Genomic DNA, 17,924 nt, shown 5'->3' with positions numbered 1-17,924 from the left:
AAAGTGCCGGAACGCGCCGCGTACCCCTCCTCGGTGTCCTGTCACCTGAGGAAGTGCCGTACACCTTCCGGAGTCACCACCGCGTCCACGAGGTGGTCGTGCGGTTCCCGCGGAACCGTGTCGACCACCTCGTGCGCGTACAGCACGACGACGAGCAGCGGGTGAGTCCCCGCCGCCTCCAGGCGGGCGAGGACCCGGTCGTACGAACCGCCGCCGCGTCCGAGGCGTACGCCTTGCGCGTCCACGGCGAGGCCCGGCAGCAGAACGGCCTGTGCCGCACTCACGGCATCCGGACCGAGCCGGGGTCCGGTGGGCTCCAGCAGGCCGCGAGAGGTGCGTTCCAGGGCCTCCTGGCCGCCGTATTCAGCCCAGTCCAGGTCGTTGTCGGGTAGCAGCACCGGCAGCAGCACCCGGGCGCCGGTTTCACGCAGGACGTCCAGCAGGTCGGGGGTGCCCGGTTCGGTGCCCGTCGACACGTAGGCCGCCACGGTCCGCAAAACGGCCGGCGACGGCAGGTCGCGTACCCGCCTGGCCAGCGCCGCGCCGGCCGCCCGGCGTTCGTCGGCGGTCAACTCGCGCCGAGCCGCCAGCAGGCGCGCCCGCAGGGCTCCCTTGTGTGCGCGGGTCTCGTTCATACCATCCACAACCGCTGCCTATCAGCCGCAACCGCCCGGTCTTTCATCTTCCGCACATACACGCCCGCTAGGGTGCACGGCATGACGCGCACACATCCTCGGATCAGCAAGGCTGTTATTCCTGCGGCGGGTCTGGGGACCCGGTTTCTGCCGGCGACGAAGGCGACGCCGAAGGAGATGTTGCCGGTGGTGGACAAGCCGGCGATCCAGTATGTGGTGGAGGAGGCGGTGGCGGCGGGGTTGTCGGACGTGCTGATGATCACGGGGCGGAACAAGCGTCCGTTGGAGGATCACTTCGACCGGAACTACGAGTTGGAGGAGGCGTTGACGCGTAAGGGGGATGCGTCGCGGTTGGCGCGGGTGCGGGAGTCGAGTGATCTGGCGACGGTGCACTATGTGCGGCAGGGGGCGCCGCGGGGGTTGGGGCATGCGGTGTTGTGTGCGGAGCCGCATGTGGGGGATCGGCCGTTCGCGGTGTTGTTGGGGGATGACCTGATCGATCCGCGGGATCCGTTGTTGGCGCGGATGATCGCGGTGCAGGGGCGGTACGGGGGCAGTGTGGTGGCGTTGACGGAGGTGGATCCGGGTCAGATCCATTTGTACGGGGCGGCGGCGATAGTGCCGACGGGTGAGGGGGATGTGGTGCGGGTGACGGGGTTGGTGGAGAAGCCGGATGCGGGGTCGGCTCCGTCGCTTTTCGCGGTGATCGGGCGGTATGTGCTGGATCCGGCGGTGTTCGGGGTGTTGCGGAGGACGGGTCCGGGGCGGGGTGGGGAGATCCAGTTGACGGATGCGTTGGAGGTGCTGGCGGAGCGGGGTGGTGACGGTGGTCCGGTGCACGGGGTGGTGTTCACCGGGCGCCGGTACGACACGGGTGACCGGGGTGACTACCTGCGGGCGATCGTCCGGTTGGCGGCCGAGCGCGAGGACCTCGGTCCCGACTTCCGTACCTGGCTCCGCACCTACGTCACCAAGGAGATGCAGGCGTGAGTCAGGGCGCCGACCGCGTGTGGTCTGTCAGCGAACACTTGGCGAACATCCTCGGCCAGCTCGCCCCGCTCGACCCGATCGAGCTGCAACTGCTCGACGCCCAAGGATGCGTACTGGTCGAGGACGTCACGGTGCCGGTCGCGCTGCCGCCGTTCGAGAACAGCTCCATGGACGGTTACGCCGTACGGGTCGCCGACACCCGGGCCGCGGCACCCGAGCACCCAGCCGTCCTCGAAGTGATCGGTGACGTCGCAGCAGGCAGCGGCGTACTGCCGACCGTCGGACCCGGCCAGGCCGCCAGGATCATGACAGGCGCCCCGATCCCTCCGGGGGCCGAGGCGGTCGTCCCTGTGGAGTGGACGGACGGCGGGGCCGGGAGTGGCCGTGCGACCGCCATGACGGCGCACAGCGTCGATCCCTCGGGCGCGGCCGGCGAGGTGCGGGTGCACCAGCCGGCGACGGCGGGGCAGTTCGTACGCGCCAGAGGGAGCGACGCGGCGGCCGGGGACCTGGCGCTGGCCGCCGGCACCGTGCTCGGGCCGCCGCAGATCGGTCTGCTGGCAGCCGTCGGGCGGGGCACCGTGACGGTAAGGCCGCGGCCCAGGGTGGTGGTGCTGTCCACCGGCAGCGAACTCGTCGAGCCTGACGAGGAACTCGCCCCCGGCCGCATCCACGACTCCAACAGCTACGCCCTCACCGCTGCCGCACGAGCCGCCGGCGCGATCGCGTACCGCGTCGGTGCCGTCGCCGACGAGGTCGAGACGCTGCGCGCCACCATCGAGGACCAGCTGATCCGGGCCGATGTCATCGTCACCAGCGGCGGCGTCAGCGTCGGTGCGTACGACGTCGTCAAGGAGGCGCTGTCGTCGCTCGGAGACTCCTTCGGAGACGACGCGGGGAGTGCGGCCGGGTTCGTGCAGTTCCGCGAGCTCGCGATGCAGCCGGGCAAGCCGCAGGGCTTCGGCCGGATCGGCCCCGACCGCACCCCGCTGCTCGCGCTCCCCGGCAATCCCGTCAGTGCCTATGTGTCCTTCGAGCTGTTCGTACGGCCGGTGATCCGCACTCTCATGGGGGTAGGCGCCGTTCATCGGGAAGTCGTACGAGCGAGGTGTTCCGCGGCGATCGACAGGTCGCCCGAAGGAAAACGCCAGTTCCTGCGCGGACATTACGATCACGCGACCGGGACGGTCACGCCTGTGGGTGGCGCGGCTTCACACCTGGTCAAGGCACTCGCCCACGCCGACGCGCTGATCGTCGTATCGGAGGCGGTCACCTCGGTCGCGGCGGGCACCGAGGTCGACGTGGTTCTGCTGGACTAGCCGCCCGCGTCCCGGGCTGCGGACCGCCGGTCCGTACGCGGGCACGTGCCGGTACGGTGTCTGCCCTAGAGACCGCACCGGGAGAACGATGAGCAGCGCCCAGCAGCACCTCACCCACCTCGACGAGGCGGGCGCGGCCCGCATGGTCGATGTCTCCGCCAAGGACGTCACCGCACGCTCGGCGCGCGCCACGGGGCGGGTCCTGGTGGCCCCGCGTGTCGTGGAACTGCTGCGGGGCGAGGGCCTGCCCAAGGGCGACGCCCTCGCCACCGCGCGGATCGCCGGCATCATGGGTGCCAAACGCACTCCTGACCTGATTCCCCTGTGCCACCCACTCGCGATCTCTGGGGTGACCGTCGATCTCGCGGTCGCCGACGACGCGGTGGAGATCACCGCGACGGTGAGGACCACCGACCGTACCGGCGTGGAGATGGAGGCGCTGACCGCCGTCAGTGTCGCCGCCTTGACCGTCGTGGACATGGTGAAGGCCGTCGACAAGGGCGCCGTCATCACGGATGTCCGCGTCGAGGACAAGACCGGCGGGAAATCCGGCGACTGGCACCGGTCATGACCCGTCCCGCCGGCCTGTGGGCGCTCGCGGTCACCGCTTCCAACCGGGCCGCCGCCGGGATCTACGAGGACCGCGGCGGGCCACTGGTCGTCGCGGCCCTGGAAGAGCTCGGGTTCGCCGTCGACGGCCCGCGGATCGTGCCGGACGGCGCCCCTGTGGAGCAGGCGCTGCGTGAGGCGGTGGCCGAGGGGTACGACGTGGTGATCACCACCGGCGGCACCGGCATCTCGCCGACCGATCGCACGCCGGACGTCACCCGCGGGCTCCTGGACTACGAGGTTCCCGGGATCGCCGAGGCGATCCGTGCCGCCGGCCGGGAGAAGGTGCCCACCGCCGTACTCTCCCGTGGCGTGGCGGGCGTCAGCGGACGCACCCTGGTGGTGAACCTGCCCGGTTCGACCGGCGGGGTGAAGGACGGCTTGGCTGTGCTCGCGCCGTTGGTCGTACATGCCGTTGATCAGATTCGCGGGGGCGATCATCCGAACAACCGGCCGTACGACAACGCGGCCAGCCGGGCACACGGCGACCCGGGCCAGCCGCATCACCCGACGCGCGACCGGTCAGATGACCGGCCGAATGATCATCCGAACTCCGTCACTGGGAGACCGAGCTGAACGGGTCCTGGCCGGTTGAGTTGGTGGACGGTGACATCACCCTCCGCCCGATCCGGGTGCGTGACCAGCGCGCATGGCGCGAGGTCAACCGTCGCAACCGTGACTGGCTGCGACCGTGGGAGGCCACCGTGCCGCCCGCCCCGCCAGGCCATGTCGCCCAGCGGCCGACATATCGACAGATGGTCCGCCATCTGCGCAGTGAGGCACACGCCGGGCGCATGCTGCCGTTCGTCGTCGAATACCAGGGGCGCCTGGCCGGTCAGCTCACCGTCGCCGGGATCACCTGGGGCTCGATGTGTTCGGCGCACATCGGCTACTGGGTCGACGAGGCGGTGGCCGGCCGCGGGGTGATGCCCACCTCGGTGGCGCTCGCCGTCGACCACTGCTTCCGGCGTGTCGGTCTGCACCGGGTCGAGGTGTGCATTCGCCCGGAGAACGGGCCGAGCCGGCGGGTGGCGGAAAAGCTCGGCTTCAGGGAGGAAGGGCTGCGTCCTCGCTATCTCCATATCGACGGAGGATGGCGTGATCATCTCGTCTTCGCGCTGACCGCCGAGGAAGTACCGGAAGGGTTGCTGCACCGGTGGCGGCAGGCGAGGCCCGGCACTCCTCGTAAATAAAACGATTGTTCGAATAAGGGGCCCGCTGGAAGAAAATCTCGGCATATCAGCCGGATCGTGCGACACACCGGGCCGAATTGCGTATGGCGTGTCGCGATCCCCCCTACCGTGTAGCGCGTGAGCAGTAGTGGCCTCATCTACGCAGTCATTGTCGGGGCCTGGGCTGCCTACTTGGTGCCCATGTGGCTCCGTAGGCAGGATGAGCTCAACGAAGCGCGTCCGACCGAACGCTTCAGTACCGCCATCCGGCTTCTGTCCGGGCGGGCGGCAATGGAGCGACGGGTCGCGAAGGCGCGAGGTGAGAGCGTCGATCCCGCCGCCGACACGCAGGAGCAGGAGGAGGACGGCGCCGACCCCGTGGGTCCGGTCGACGTCCGGAGCCTCGCCGTGCCCGCGACTGAGGTGCGCCGTCCCGCCGCCCGCCCGGGGCCCGCGTCCCCGTCTGCATCCGGCGCCTCGGCGACCGCGGCGGCCGGAAGCCAGCGTGCGAAGGTACTGGTGCGCCGTCGGCGTACCACCACGACGCTCTTCTTCGTCTTCACCGTCGGCGCCGTCGTGGCGGCCGTCGGCGGTGTCGGCCTGCTATGGGTGCCGGCCGTCCCCGCCGTGCTGCTCACCGTCTACATCGGGCAGATGCGCCGCCAGGAGCGCCGCCGCTACGAGGTGCGGCTGGACCAGCGGCACGCGATCGAGGCCGCGCGCCGCCTCCGGGCCCGTTCCGAGGCGCCGCCCGCGCCCGCGGCCAGGGAGGAGCGCCCTGCCGCGCCCGCCGTCCCGGCAGTGCCCCACGTGCGGACCCCCTCGCCCCGTACCGCCGACCGCCGCGCCCTGGTCGAGCAGACCGACCACGCGGAGTGGATCGACCAGCAGCGCGCCCAGCAGGGCGCCGACGACGGCTGGGATCCCGTACCGGTGCCGCTGCCCACCTACGTCACCGCTCCGGTCGCCCCCCGCACCCCGGGCGGCGTCGATCTCGGAGCGGCTGACACGTGGAGCCCGGCGCGCTCCGGTACGACGCCTGCGGACCCGGCCGTCTCCCGCGAACCGCGCGAGCCCGGGCCCGCCCGCGAACGCGACCAGCGCCCCCCCGCGCGCCGCCCCCGCGGCGGCCGTACCCCCCTCTTCGACCAGTACGCCGAGGGCGACCGGCCCCGCGCCGCCAACGAATGACCGGGCCCGCGGCGGCCGGGCCGCTCGCGGACCTGCCGATATCGCGTTCACGAACACCCTCGCCGGGATGCTAGAGTTTTCCTCGTCGCAAGGGCCTGTGGCGCAGTCCGGTAGCGCACCTCGTTCGCATCGAGGGGGTCAGGGGTTCGAATCCCCTCAGGTCCACTTTTCGACTGTTCTCGGTTTGGTCGAGGATTGGTTGGCGGGTTCCCGTCCGGTCTGTTGATCGGACGGGATTTTGTTGTTTCCGGGGCTGTCCCACGGCGGGTGTCCGAACGGCGGCCAGGCAGGCGGTCCGCCGAGCGGGGGCGGGGCGGCCCGGGAGGGAAGTGGTGCGACGTACGATCGAAACGGTGGCGTTTCGATCAGGCGCCGTCTACTCTCTGGGTGTACGGCATCGTTTCGACAGTGGCGCTTCACTCGTCGTGGACAGGAGGACAGGACATGTCGCTGGAGGCAACCACTCCGCGTCGTACCCGCCTGACCCCCGAGCGCGAGCGGGAGCTGTACGAGGCCGTCGTCGAGTTGCTGCGGGAGGTCGGCTACGAGGCGCTGACCATGGACGCGGTCGCCGCCCGCACCCGGGCCAGCAAGGCCACCCTCTACCGCCAGTGGAAGGGCAAGCCGGAACTGGTCGCCACCGCGCTGCGGCACCACAAACCGGTGTCGCTCGCGGACATCGACACCGGGTCGCTGCCGGGCGACCTCCACGAGTTCGTCAGATGTCATGACGCGAACGAGTCCAAGCGTGACCAGGAACTGATGCGCGGCCTCGCTCACGCGGCCTTCCGGAACGAGGACCTGTTCCGCGCGCTGCGCGAACTGCTCGTCGAGCCGGAGCTGGCCAGCTTCCGCGACCTGGTGCAGCGCGCCGTGGACCGCGGCGAAATCGCCGCGGACAGTCCCGCGGGCCACTTCCTTCCGCACCTGCTCTTCGGCGCCGCACTGGCCCGTCCGATCATCGAGGGCATCGACCCCGACCCGGAGTACAGCCACCGGTTCATCGACGCCGTCGTGGTGCCCGCGCTGCGGCTCGCGTAAGTCGCGCAGGACGCCGGTCGCTCTGACGGGTGTTCGGCGGGCCGGTCCGATCATCGGCGTGCGGTTGGTCACCGTGGCGGCCCGATCCCGTACAGCCGGACACCGGTGTCGAGGGTGGGCGGCGACAGAGGAATGTTATTACAGAGCGTGAAACCCGGGTGGTTGCATACGAATCCGCGGACATGCGGATGCGACCCGTATCCTGTGCAGAGTGATGAACCGTCAATAGGCGGATGCGGATCGCCATACTTCGGTTCCACCTGGGATGTTGAGAGTATGTAAAGGTTGTCACCGATCGAAGTCAATTACCGGTCGGGGACCCTGATTCACCCCCGAAGATGCTTGGCATACATCATTCCGTCGTACCAGACTGCCTAACTGTCAGTGATATTTGCGCCGGGCAGGCCGTACGCGACAGGGGAATCGATGACATCCGAGCACGCCGGCCGGCTACGGGCGGCGCTGACCGCCGCCGGGCTGACGATGATCGCGTTCTGCGCGGGGGACGCGCTGGCGCGGCAGTATCCGTTCGGGACCCGGACGCGCAGCGTGAGCGACCTCGGCAACCAGTACGTGCCCTTCCACGCCCACCTGTGGGATCTGCTGCACGGCAGGGCGGACGGCGGCTGGCTGCTGAACTGGCAGTCCGGTTACGGCAGCAGTTTCCTGCCCGACTTCGGCACGTATCTGGCGAGCCCGTTCGCGCCGCTGGTCGCGCTCTTCCCGCGGGACCGCATCGACCTGGCCGTCTACGTCGTCAGCGTGCTCGAACTCGGCTCGGCGGCAGCGGCGATGGCGGTGCTGCTGCTCGTGCTGCGTCCCGGGCCTCGGTGGGCGGCCGGGCTGCTCGGGGTGTCGTACGCGCTGTGCGGGTGGACGCTGATGCTGGCGTCCTACAACCCGATGTGGCTCGACGGCCTGACCGCCCTCCCACTGCTGTGCATGGTCGGGGAGTGGGCGCGGCAAGGCCGGCGGACGGCGACCGGCGTCCTGGTGGTCGCCCTGTGCTGGGCCGCGAACTTCTACACCGCGTACATGGCCACGCTCGGCGCCGCACTGTTCCTCGCCGCCCGGCTGCTCACCGAGCCGGTTCCGGTCCCGGCGGCGGTACCGGATCCGGGACCCGGCCCGGGTTCGGCTTCGGCGAAGCCCGGCGGACGGCCGCGGACTCCCGCCCGCCACGCCGCACTCACCTTCGGCCGCGCCGCCCTCACCACCGTCCTCGGTATCGGCCTGACCGCACCCGTGCTGCTCACCATCGTCAAGGGCACGAAGCTCGCGTCCCCGCTCTCACTGCCCGCCTTCCGTCCGCTGCCCTTCGCCGACCTGCTGATGCGGATGCTTCCGGGCACGTACGGCTTCGCGACGCCCTCCACCTACATCGGTACCGCCGCGCTGCTGCTCGCGTTCGTGCTGCCCTTCCACCCGGCGGTGCCGCGGCGGGACCGCGTCGTGTGGCCGGCGCTGGCGGTCGTGGTCGCCGTGTCCTTCGAGCTGAAGCCGACGCACCTGATGTGGCACGCCTTCACCGAGCCCAACGGCAGCCCGTACCGGCAGACCTTCGTGCTCAGCGGCGCCATGGTGATCGGCGCGTGGCAGTCGGTCGCCCACCGGCTGCCCGGCCCGCGCCAACTGGCCTACGGAGCAGGGCTGATGGGACTGATGACCGTTTTCGTCGCGCTCGGCGCGGACCACAAACTGGCCGGGCCCACCACGTATCCCCTGCTCGCCGGCGGCCTGGTGGCCGCCTACGGAGGGCTGCTGCTGCTCCGGCGCCTGCAGGACAAGGGAGTTGTGTCCATACGCGCCAGCCTCCCGGCCGTGCTGGCCGTCGGCCTGCTGCTGGCGGCCCAGTTGGGGCAGGCGGCGGTCACCGACGCCTGGACCGACCACAAGAGGCGCGGCCTGCTGGACGACTACCCTGCCTGGGGGCAGCGGCAGGGCGAGGAACGGCGGGCCCTCGCCGACGCCGACGGCTGGCCGCGTTACCGGACCGAGCCGGGACGCGAACAGACCGTCGGGAACGACGCGTTGGCCGTCGGCGGACAGGGCGCGCAGTACTACAGCAGCCTCACCTCGGCGGTGTGGTCCGGTACGCTCGCGGCGCTCGGCGGCGGGTGGACCTCGCACGGGCGCTCCCCCCAGAGTCTCGACAACCCGGTCACCGACGTGATCTTCTCCGTCGGCGCCCGGCTGCACTCGCCGCCCGAGCCGCGCCACGGCGCTCAGGGACCGGCCCCCCGGCCCACCGTCACCCGCCGGGCGGTGCCGCCGCTGGTCACCGTACGCGCCGCCGGGCCGACCACCGGATACGGCCGATCGCCGTACCGCAACCAGGAGTTGCTGCTCGGAAGCCGCGTCTACACCACCGGCGGGAGCATGCGGGTGACCGACGCCGACGGGCGCACGCTGCGGCCGGGCAGAAACGGCGCCTACCGCACCCCGGGCGGCCGGCAGCGTATCTACCGCCTTGCCTCGTCCTGCCCGGCGGGCAGCCAACTCTACTTCTGGTCACCGGACTTCACCGGATCGGTGCGCGCACCCGGCAGCGCGCCGATCGCGTACCAGGGCCGGATGACCAGCCACCGCGCGCCGGTACAGCGGCTCGGAGCCACCCCGCACAGCGGGCGGTTCACCTTGCTGCTGCACCCCGCGCAGGGGCCCAGCACGGTCCAAGCCGACGGGATCGGCTGCCTCGACCAGGCCCGGCTGGCGGCGGCCGAGCGGCACCTCGCCGCCACCGGAGCAACCCGGGTGGACGTGACCTCCGACGGCATCCGGGCCCACCTTCCGCCGCAGGCACGCGGGTTCGCGGTAGTGGCCGCGCCCGACATCGCCGGGTGGAGCTGTTCGGCCGGTCACGGCCCGGCGCGTCCGGCGGCGTCGTACCTCGGGTTGCTGGCCGTGCCGCTCGACGGCCGTACGAACACGGTCTCCTGCTCCTTCACCCCGCCGGGGCTGCGGCTCGGCGAAGCGGCGTGCGGGGTCTCGCTGCTCGGACTGGCGGCACTGGCCGGATACGGGTGGCGGCGAAGGAGGCGGACCGGCCCGGCGGTTGCCGAGGACGTGCCGCTGCGGCAGCACGCGCAGGCCGTGACGCGGGGCGCCCCCTGACCCCGCCGGGCCGGTGGTGCTCCGGACGGTCCCCGGCACCACCGCCGCCGCGGCCGGCGGTCAGATCAGCGTCGGTCGGCAGAGCCCGCCTTCGAGGCCCAGCAGCCAGCGCTTGCGCTCCAGGCCGCCGCCGTAGCCGGTCAGGCTGCCGTTGGCGCCGACCACCCGGTGGCAGGGCACGATGATGCTGATCGGGTTCTTGCCGTTGGCCAGGCCCACGGCGCGGGAGGCGCCCGGCTGGCCGAGGGACGCTGCGAGTCGGCCGTACGAGACCGTCTCGCCGTAAGGGATGTCGTTCAACGCCGACCAGACGCGCCGCTGGAACGGGGTGCCGACGGCCGCCAGCGGCAGGTCGAAACGGGTCAGGCCGCCGGCGAAGTACGCCGACAGCTGCTCCGACACCTCGGCGAGCGCGGGGAGTCCGTCCGGCTCGACCCGCGCGCCGAAGCTCTCCAGAGGTGGACGGTGCCGGTGGTCGGTCATGTAGAGGCCGGCGAGCGCGCCGTCCCTGGCCACCAGGGTCAGCGGGCCGCAGGGACTGTCCACAAGAGCGTAAACGGTGGTTGTCATCGGGAAGGGCCTTTCTCCGTAACGGGGTTGGTGACCGAAGTCGCCGAACGGCGCTCCGGCGGGAGGACGTTGGTCGGGTGGTCGCCTGTCGCCCACAGGTACTGTGTGGCGTACGCGCGCCATGGCCGCCAGGCCGCGGACCGTTTCGACAGCGCCGACGGCGTGGTGGGGAGACCGAGGTCACGGGCCGCGCGGCGGATCCCGAGGTCGGTGGGCGAAAATGCGTCCGGGTCACCCAGCGCACGCATCGCGATCGTCTCCACCGTCCACGGGCCGACGCCGGGCAGCGCGGCGAGCCGGGACCGGGCCTGCTGCCAGTCGCAGCCGACGTCGAGGTCCAACTCGCCGTCCGCCAGGGCCCGTAGCAATGCGGCCAGGGTCGCCTTGCGGGTCCGCGGCATCGCCAACTCGGCCGGATCGTGGGCGGCGAGCGCGGCGGGGGAGGGGAAGAGGTGAGTCAGGCCGCCCGCGGGATCGGTGACCGGTTCGCCGTACGCGGTCACCAGCCGGGCGGCGTGTGTACGGGCCGCCGCGGTGGAGATCTGCTGGCCCAGTACCGCCCGTACCGCGAACTCCGGCCCGCCCGCGACCCCTGGTACCCGTCGGCCCGGCGCCCTGGCCACCAGCGGGGCCAGCACCGGGTCCGCGGACAGCAGCGCGTCGACGGCCGACGGGTCCGCGTCCAGGTCGAGCATCCGGCGGCAGCGGCTGATCGCCTGCGTGAGGTCACGCCAGTCGGCGAGCCACAACTGGCAGCCGACATGGTCGGGTCGGGGCCTCAACGCCACGATGCCGGGGCCGTGCGGCAGCCGCAGGGTGCGGCGGTACGCACCCGCGCGCCACTCCTCCACGCCGGGTACGGCGGTGGCGGCGAGATGACCGAACAGGTTGTCGGGGGTGAGGGGTCGGCGGAACGGCAGCCGCAGCGCGAGTGCGCCGTCGGACGCGGACGGGCGCCCTTTGGCGGCGCGGGCGCGCAACTCCCCGGGGGACAGGGCGAACACCGCGCGCACGGTGTCGTTGAAGGCGCGGATGCCGGCGAAGCCCGCCGCGAAGGCGACCTCGCCCATCGGCAGCGTGGTGGTCTCGATCAGCAGCCGGGCGGTCTGCGCGCGCTGCGCGCGGGCCAGGGCGAGCGGCCCGGCGCCGAGTTCGGCGACCAGTCGGCGTTCGAGCTGCCGTGCGCTGTAGCCGAGGCGCGCCGCGAGGCCCGGGACACCGTCGCGGTCCACCGCGCCGTCGGCGATCAGCCGCATGGCGCGGGCCACCGGGTCGGCGCGCTCGTTCCACTGCGGGGAGCCGGGCGCCGCGTCCGGGCGGCAGCGCCTGCAGGCGCGGAAACCGGCCTGCTGGGCTGCTGCCGCGCTCGGATGGAAGCTCATGTTCTCGGCCTTCGGCGGTACGGCGGGGCAGCTGGGTCGGCAGTAGACGCGCGTGGTCAGCACCGCGGTGAAGAACCACCCGTCGAAACGGGCGTCTTCGACCGGACGGCGCGGACGCAGGCGTCGGAGTCCGTATGCACCCCACCAGCATCCCGCGTCGTCAGGGGGCTGGTCTGGCGGAAATCCGACATGGAGGTGGGACGACCGGGCGGAGGAGGACCACCGACCACCGGACGCAGGCGCGCCGTCGGGACCCGGCTCGCAGGCTCCGGCGGCGGTCCCTGAAGCCGGTCCTAGTCGCTTACCTGGCTGCTTGCCTCGTACAGCAGGTCCCGGTATGCGGGGTGCCGGTCGATCCAGCCGCTCACGAACGGGCAGACCGCGACCACCTGGAGCCCTTGGGCGCGGGCCTCGTCAAGTGCGGCGCGGGCCAGCGCGGAGCCGACACCGCGGCCCCCGTAGGCGTCCTCGACCTCGGTGTGCACGAAGGTCACCAGCTGCGGCGTACGCAGGTACACCGCGAAGCCGGCCAGGCCGCCGTCGACCCTGGCCTCGTAGCGGTGCTGCTCGGGGGCGTCGGTGATTGTGACCTTGCCGCTGCCCCCGGCGGCGGTCGGCTCGCTGTTCCCGTCGCCCTCGCCGCCGCGGCTCACGAGCGGTAGTTCTCGACCGTGGAGGAGGGCCGGACACGGGCGGCACCCGGGTCCTCGCCCGCCTCGGTCAGGGCGCGGCGCTGGCGGAGCAGGTCCCAGCACTGGTCGAGCTCGCGTTCGAGGGCGGCCAGGCGCTCCTTCTCGGTGTCACCGTCGATGCCGCCGGCGGTCAGCTGTTCACGCAGGATCTTCTCGTCGGCGACCATCTTGCTGATCCGGCCGAGGATGGCGTGTTCGGCGCCGGCGTCATTGGGCTCTTGCACGGGAACCTCCCGGTCCGGTGAGGGACGGCGTTGCGCTGTCGTGGTCGGGCACCTCCACTCTTGCAGGTCGGGCGGCGGAATGCGCGGAGCGGGGGGTGATCGGCCGAGGGAGGGTGCCGGGGGCTCGGCGCCCTTTGCGGCCCGTCCCGCTCCTCTCCCGCCCTTCGCGGCCTGTTACGTGCCGCTGTTCCGGCCCTTCCCCGCCTCCCCGGCCTTTGCGGGCTGACGCGGCGCTCGTCCGACCGCCTGCCCTGGCGTGCTGAGGACGCATCCCCCGGGATGCGCCTCCTAGGATGCCCCGGCGTCCTTAGGCAAACCTTCGGGGCTTTCGCGGCCGGCCGTCTCCGCGCGCTTCCGCATCCGGACGTCGATCTCGGCGCGTACCCGGCGGTCCATCGCCAGTGACATCTCGGCTTCCACGATGCTCTTGGCCAGGGGGCGCAGCCGCTGCAGCGCCTGCGGGACGCTGTGGGCCTCGCCCGCCGGCAAGGCGGTCGGCGGGCCGAGTACGTAGGCGCCGATGACCTGCGTGAACAGTTCGGCCAGCGCGTCCACATGGCCGCGTACCTCGCGGCCGGCCGCCAGCACCGCGGCCAGCGGTACGCCTTCGCGGACCAGTGCGGAGGAGGCCTCCAGCAGGCGGCGGCTGATGTGGACGACGTTCTCGCCGTCGACGGCGATGTAGCCCAGCGTGAGGGCGGTCGTGAGGTTGTCCGGGCTGACGTCCTCGCCGAAGTAGTCGGCGAGCGCCTGGGGGCTGAGCCTGACCGGTGTCTCGTCCGACCAGGGCGGAGCGGGGGCGCCTTCCAGGCCGAGGAGTTCGGCCACGCCGTCGAGGGTGCGGCCGTTCTCCCAGGCGGCGATGAGTTCGGCGATGCCGCCGAGGGTGTGGCCGCGTTCCAGCAGGGCCGCAATGGTGCGCAGACGGGCGAGGTGGTCCTCGGAATACCAGGCGATGCGGCCGGCACGGCGCGGGGGCGGCAGCAGGCGCCGCTCGCGGTAGAAACGGAGGGTGCGGACGGGGATGCCGGCGGCTTCGGCGAGTTCTTCGACGCGGTATTCGCGCAGGGCGCGGTCCTTGGGGGCGGGGCGGGCGCCCCGGCTGCTGTCCGGAGCAGTGCGGGTGACATGGCGCGGGTGCGCGCCCTTAGCCGTGCCGGCGGCTTCGTCGGCGGGGCGGCCGGGCGGGACGGGCGGGGCGCCCTCTTCGCCGGTGCCGGTGCCGATGTCGTCCACACGGTCAGCCTATGCGCTGCGGAAACGGTTCTACCGGTGTTCTGGGCGGTTCTGGACGGTCCTGGGCGGCCTCCCGCAGCTGACCGTCGTGCCGCCCTCGTCCGGCCGCCAGCGGCCACTTACCCGGCGGTAGCCGATTCGGTCCAGCCTCTACCGTCGGTAACCCGAGTGCTCTACAGTCCGGACGTACGACCATGCCAGTGATTGCTGGCGTGATTTTTCCGGTCAGCGGGTGATCGGACCGGTGGCCGGTCGGACGCAAGGTTGACCGGATCAGCGGCCGGCGGCGAGAAGTGGCCGACCCGGGTGTGGTGGAGTCAGGGACGAACGCGAAGGGCGGTGCCATGGACGGCGACCTCGAACACGTGCGGGTGGCGGTGATCGGGTCCGGCTTCGGCGGGCTGGGGGCCGCCGTACGGCTCCGGCGAGAGGGGATCACCGACTTCGTGATCCTGGAGCGGGCCGACGCGGTGGGCGGCACCTGGCGCGACAACAGCTACCCCGGCTGTGCCTGCGACGTGCCCTCCCACCTCTACTCGTTCTCCTTCGCCCCCAACCCGGACTGGCCGCGCGCCTTCTCCGGCCAGGAACACATCCGCGCCTACCTCGAAAGGGTGACGGACACCTTCGGGCTGCGACCCCATCTGCGGTTCGGCGCCGAGGTACGGCAGGCCCGCTGGGACGCCGACGCGCGACACTGGCGTCTGTCGACGGCGAGCGGCGAACTCACGGCCGATGTGGTGGTCTCGGCGACCGGCCCGCTGTCCGACCCGAAGATCCCCGACATCCCGGGGATCGGGGACTTTCCCGGGCGGGTCTTCCACTCCTCGCGCTGGGACCACGACTTCGACCTGAAGGGCAAGCGGGTCGCGATGGTCGGCACGGGGGCCTCGGCGATCCAGATCGTGCCGGCGATCCAGCCGGACGTGGCGCGGCTGACCGTGATCCAGCGGACTCCGCCGTGGGTGATGCCCCGGATGGACCGGCCGATAGGGGCGGCGGAGCGGTGGTTGCACGCGACGGTGCCGGGCTCGGCGAAGGCACGGCGGGGATTGCTGTGGCTGATCCGGGAGTTCCAGGTCGGCGCCTTTGTGAAGCGGCCGAAGCTGATGAAGGCGGCCGAGCGGATCGCCCGCGGCCATCTGCGGCGGTCCATCAAGGATGCGGCGCTGCGGGCACGGCTCACGCCCGATTACACGATCGGCTGCAAACGCATCCTGCTGTCGAATTCCTATTATCCGGCTCTCGCCCAGCCGAACACCGAGGTGGTCACTTCCGCGCTGACGGAGGTGCGCGGGTCGTCGGTGGTGACGGCGGACGGCAGCGAGCGGGAAGTCGATGCGATCATCTTCGGAACGGGCTTCCACGTGACCGACATGCCCATCGGTGATCGGATCATCGGTGCGGACGGGCGCACGCTCGGCGAGCACTGGAAGAACGGCATGGCGGCGCTGCGCGGTTGTACGGTCGACGGATTTCCCAATCTTCTGCTGATCATCGGTCCGAACACCGGCCTGGGGAACAGCTCGATGATTCTGATGATCGAGTCATCGCTCAATTACGTCGCCGACTACCTGCGCGCGCTGGCGCATTCGGGTGGCGCGGCGCTGGACGCCAAGCCGGGCGCGGTGAGCGCGTGGAACGCGGAGATGCAGCGGCGGGCGGCCCGTACCGTCTGGAACACCGGCGGTTGCAAGAGCTGGTACCTGGACGCCAACGGACGCAACACCACGGCGTGGCCGGGCACCACTTCGGAGTTCCGCCGGGCGACGCGCCAACTGAAACTGTCGGAGTACGAGGTCCTCGCGCCGGTCGCGGCCGCCGAACCCGCCGTGGAGGTGGTCACGTGAACCGGCTGTACGAGACGGTGCCGGCGCGCCGCGAACTGGCTGTCGCCTCTGCTGACGGCACCCGTATCCATGCCGAGGAATACGGGCGACCCGATGGTCCTACTGTCGTCCTGGCCCACGGGTGGACGTGCTCAACGCTCTTCTGGGCGCCGGTCGTTCGGCTGCTCGCGGACGATTGTCGGATCGTCGCCTACGACCAGCGCGGGCACGGCCGCAGCGGCGCGCCGGTCACCCGCAACGGCTACGGCACCGGCGCATTGGCCGACGATCTGGAAGCCGTACTGGAAGCGGTTGTCCCGGAGGGTGAACGCGCGGTACTGGCCGGCCACTCCATGGGCGGTATGACGATCATGGCGGCGTCCGGGCGTGCGGCCGTGACCGATCGGACGGCTGCGGTCCTGCTCGCCAGCACCGGCAGCGGCCGGTTGCTGGGGGCGACCGAGGTGCTGCCGGCGCGGTTCGGTCCGCGGCGCCTGCGACGCGTCTTCCACCGGCAGCTGCTTGTGTCGGCGATGCCACTCGGACGGGTGACGCGGTTGTCGAAGGCCGCGCTGAAGTACGGGGTGCTGGGATCGGACTCGACACCTGAACAGGTCGACTTCACCGCTCGTATCGTGCACGCGTGCCGGCCGCGGCAGCGGTCGGCGTGGGGGCGGGTGCTCGCGGTGCTCGACCTGGACGTGGAGCTGGCGGCGGTCACCGCCCCGACCGCGGTTCTGGTCGGTACCGCCGACAAACTCACCCCCAAGGCGCACGCCCGCGGCATGGCCGCCGTTCTGCCGCGACTCGCCGGCCTGACCGAGTTGCCGGGGGCCGGTCACATGACCCCGATCGAGGATCCGGCCGCTGTCGCGCGGGTGATACGGGATCTGGTCGCCGATCATCTGACGGCCGCTTCGTCAGACAGCCGTATCGCATATCACGATCCTGGCGATCGTGCGAAAAGCACACCGCTACAGGCACGCACATCGCGAGCGGAGGAGAACAGCGCATGAGCGGATCATCAGTGGACGGCCAGGTCGTCGTGGTCACCGGTGCGGCCCGCGGGGTGGGCGCGCTGCTCGCCCGTACACTCGCCGCGCGCGGCGCGCGCCTGGTGCTGGTGGGCCTCGAACCCGATGAGCTGCAGAACGTCACGGAGTCACTCGGTGGTGATGCCGCCTTCTGGACCGCTGATGTCACCGACCGGGCGACCATGGCGCGTGTGGCCGAGGAAGTCGTCGCGCGCTTCGGCCGGATCGACGTGGTGGTCGCCAACGCGGGTGTCGCCACCGGCGGTCCGTTCCTCGACTCCGACCCCGACGCCTTCGATCGGGTGATCCACGTCAACCTGCTGGGCAGTATCGCCACCGCCCGCGCCTTCCTGCCCGCGCTCGTCGCGTCGCGTGGCTATCTTCTGCAGATCGCATCACTGGCCGCGATCACCCCTGCGCCGATGATGGCCGCGTACTGCGCCAGCAAGTCGGGAGTGGAGGCGTTCGCGCACAGCCTGCGGGCGGAGGTCGGCTACCAGGGCGTCGCGGTCGGTGTCGGGTATCTGAGCTGGACCGACACCGACATGGTGCGCGGCGCCGATGAGGACGAAGTGCTGCGGGAGATGCGCGCCAAGCTGCCGTGGCCGGCCAACCGCACCTATCCGTTGGAGCCGGCCGTCGAGCGGATTGCGGCCGGCATCGTACGACGATCGCCTCATGTGTACGGACAGTGGTGGTTGCGCGGGATGCAGCCGGTGCGCGGTTTCCTGCCGTCGGTCATCGGCGGTGTGCTCGGGCGGCGTGAAATGCGCCGCGCACAACCGGCGCTGGCGCGCGGCGCGCGGGCCAAACGTGGACTTGTCGGCAGCGGCGGGGCCGCCGATGAGGCCGCACGATCGTCCGACCATCACACACCGTAGCCGTA

Annotated in this window: 15 protein-coding genes, 1 tRNA gene and 2 pseudogenes; 12 read left to right on the top strand and 6 right to left on the bottom strand. The window is 71.5% G+C overall.

Annotation, left to right across the window (positions count from 1 at the left end):
• Positions 1–41 precede the first annotated feature (41 nt).
• Entirely contained in the window at positions 42–635 is a 594-nt protein-coding gene (locus tag RLT57_RS10405; protein ID WP_311297090.1) for a 5-formyltetrahydrofolate cyclo-ligase, read from the bottom strand.
• An 81-nt stretch (positions 636–716) separates the two neighbouring features.
• Between RLT57_RS10405 and RLT57_RS10400 the strand changes: the two genes are divergently transcribed.
• From RLT57_RS10400 to RLT57_RS10360, 9 genes and pseudogenes are all read left to right on the top strand, one after another.
• On the top strand, positions 717–1,625 hold the full coding sequence (locus tag RLT57_RS10400) for a UTP--glucose-1-phosphate uridylyltransferase (protein ID WP_311297089.1): 909 nt from the start codon (positions 717–719) through the stop codon (positions 1,623–1,625).
• Positions 1,622–2,944: a molybdotransferase-like divisome protein Glp gene (glp, locus tag RLT57_RS10395; protein ID WP_399128406.1), complete on the top strand. Its 1,323-nt coding sequence runs from the start codon at positions 1,622–1,624 to the stop codon at positions 2,942–2,944. The genes RLT57_RS10400 and glp overlap by 4 nt, the downstream gene beginning before the upstream one ends.
• 88 nt (positions 2,945–3,032) lie before the next feature.
• Positions 3,033–3,515 carry a cyclic pyranopterin monophosphate synthase MoaC gene (moaC, locus tag RLT57_RS10390; protein WP_311297088.1) on the top strand — a complete coding sequence of 161 codons (483 nt, stop codon included), beginning with the start codon at positions 3,033–3,035 and terminating at the stop codon, positions 3,513–3,515.
• Positions 3,512–3,997: pseudogene (locus RLT57_RS10385) on the top strand (MogA/MoaB family molybdenum cofactor biosynthesis protein); the annotation flags it as partial. The gene moaC and the pseudogene RLT57_RS10385, both read left to right, overlap by 4 nt.
• A gap of 128 nt (positions 3,998–4,125) precedes the next feature.
• Entirely contained in the window at positions 4,126–4,746 is a 621-nt protein-coding gene (locus RLT57_RS10380) for a GNAT family N-acetyltransferase (protein ID WP_311300663.1), read from the top strand.
• A 117-nt stretch (positions 4,747–4,863) separates the two neighbouring features.
• Complete coding sequence (gene sepX / locus RLT57_RS10375; RefSeq protein ID WP_311297086.1) at positions 4,864–5,916, top strand: divisome protein SepX/GlpR; 1,053 nt, start codon at positions 4,864–4,866, stop codon at positions 5,914–5,916.
• Positions 5,917–6,007: 91 nt separating this feature from the next.
• Positions 6,008–6,081, top strand: a tRNA-Ala gene (locus RLT57_RS10370).
• A gap of 279 nt (positions 6,082–6,360) precedes the next feature.
• Positions 6,361–6,957 (top strand): TetR/AcrR family transcriptional regulator, encoded by a 597-nt coding sequence (locus RLT57_RS10365; RefSeq protein ID WP_311297085.1) that lies wholly within the window; start codon positions 6,361–6,363, stop codon positions 6,955–6,957.
• Positions 6,958–7,383: 426 nt separating this feature from the next.
• Positions 7,384–10,071, top strand: a complete 2,688-nt coding sequence (locus tag RLT57_RS10360; protein WP_311297084.1) for a YfhO family protein — start codon at positions 7,384–7,386, stop codon at positions 10,069–10,071.
• 60 nt (positions 10,072–10,131) lie between these two features.
• Here RLT57_RS10360 and RLT57_RS10355 read toward each other — a convergent pair whose 3' ends face one another.
• The 5 genes and pseudogenes from RLT57_RS10355 to RLT57_RS10335 form a co-directional block, all read right to left on the bottom strand.
• Positions 10,132–10,641, bottom strand: a complete 510-nt coding sequence (locus RLT57_RS10355; RefSeq protein ID WP_311297083.1) for a methylated-DNA--[protein]-cysteine S-methyltransferase — start codon at positions 10,639–10,641, stop codon at positions 10,132–10,134.
• A pseudogene (locus RLT57_RS10350) lies at positions 10,638–12,214 on the bottom strand (AlkA N-terminal domain-containing protein). The gene RLT57_RS10355 and the pseudogene RLT57_RS10350 overlap by 4 nt, the downstream one beginning before the upstream one ends.
• Positions 12,215–12,316: 102 nt before the next feature.
• Positions 12,317–12,607 carry a GNAT family N-acetyltransferase gene (locus RLT57_RS10345; RefSeq protein WP_311300662.1) on the bottom strand — a complete coding sequence of 97 codons (291 nt, stop codon included), beginning with the start codon at positions 12,605–12,607 and terminating at the stop codon, positions 12,317–12,319.
• Positions 12,608–12,672: 65 nt separating this feature from the next.
• Positions 12,673–12,939 (bottom strand): DUF2630 family protein, encoded by a 267-nt coding sequence (locus RLT57_RS10340; protein WP_311297082.1) that lies wholly within the window; start codon positions 12,937–12,939, stop codon positions 12,673–12,675.
• Between the two features lie 288 nt (positions 12,940–13,227).
• Positions 13,228–14,007: a MerR family transcriptional regulator gene (locus RLT57_RS10335; protein WP_311300661.1), complete on the bottom strand. Its 780-nt coding sequence runs from the start codon at positions 14,005–14,007 to the stop codon at positions 13,228–13,230.
• Positions 14,008–14,519: 512 nt separating this feature from the next.
• Between RLT57_RS10335 and RLT57_RS10330 the strand changes: the two genes are divergently transcribed.
• The 3 genes from RLT57_RS10330 to RLT57_RS10320 are packed head-to-tail and all read left to right on the top strand — an operon-like array spanning position 14,520 to position 17,919.
• On the top strand, positions 14,520–16,025 hold the full coding sequence (locus tag RLT57_RS10330; RefSeq protein WP_311300660.1) for a flavin-containing monooxygenase: 1,506 nt from the start codon (positions 14,520–14,522) through the stop codon (positions 16,023–16,025).
• The gene (locus RLT57_RS10325; protein ID WP_311297081.1) at positions 16,022–17,020 is read left to right on the top strand and encodes an alpha/beta fold hydrolase; all 999 of its coding nucleotides are present in this window, start codon (positions 16,022–16,024) and stop codon (positions 17,018–17,020) included. The genes RLT57_RS10330 and RLT57_RS10325 overlap by 4 nt, the downstream gene beginning before the upstream one ends.
• Positions 17,017–17,919, top strand: a complete 903-nt coding sequence (locus RLT57_RS10320; protein WP_311297080.1) for an SDR family oxidoreductase — start codon at positions 17,017–17,019, stop codon at positions 17,917–17,919. Before RLT57_RS10325 ends, RLT57_RS10320 begins: the two co-directional genes overlap by 4 nt.
• Positions 17,920–17,924: the final 5 nt, after the last annotated feature.

Source organism: Streptomyces sp. ITFR-21, assembly GCF_031844685.1.
Taxonomy (GTDB): domain Bacteria; phylum Actinomycetota; class Actinomycetes; order Streptomycetales; family Streptomycetaceae; genus Actinacidiphila.
Note: the sequence above shows the minus strand (reverse complement) of the source record. Positions and strands in the feature narration are given on the sequence as shown.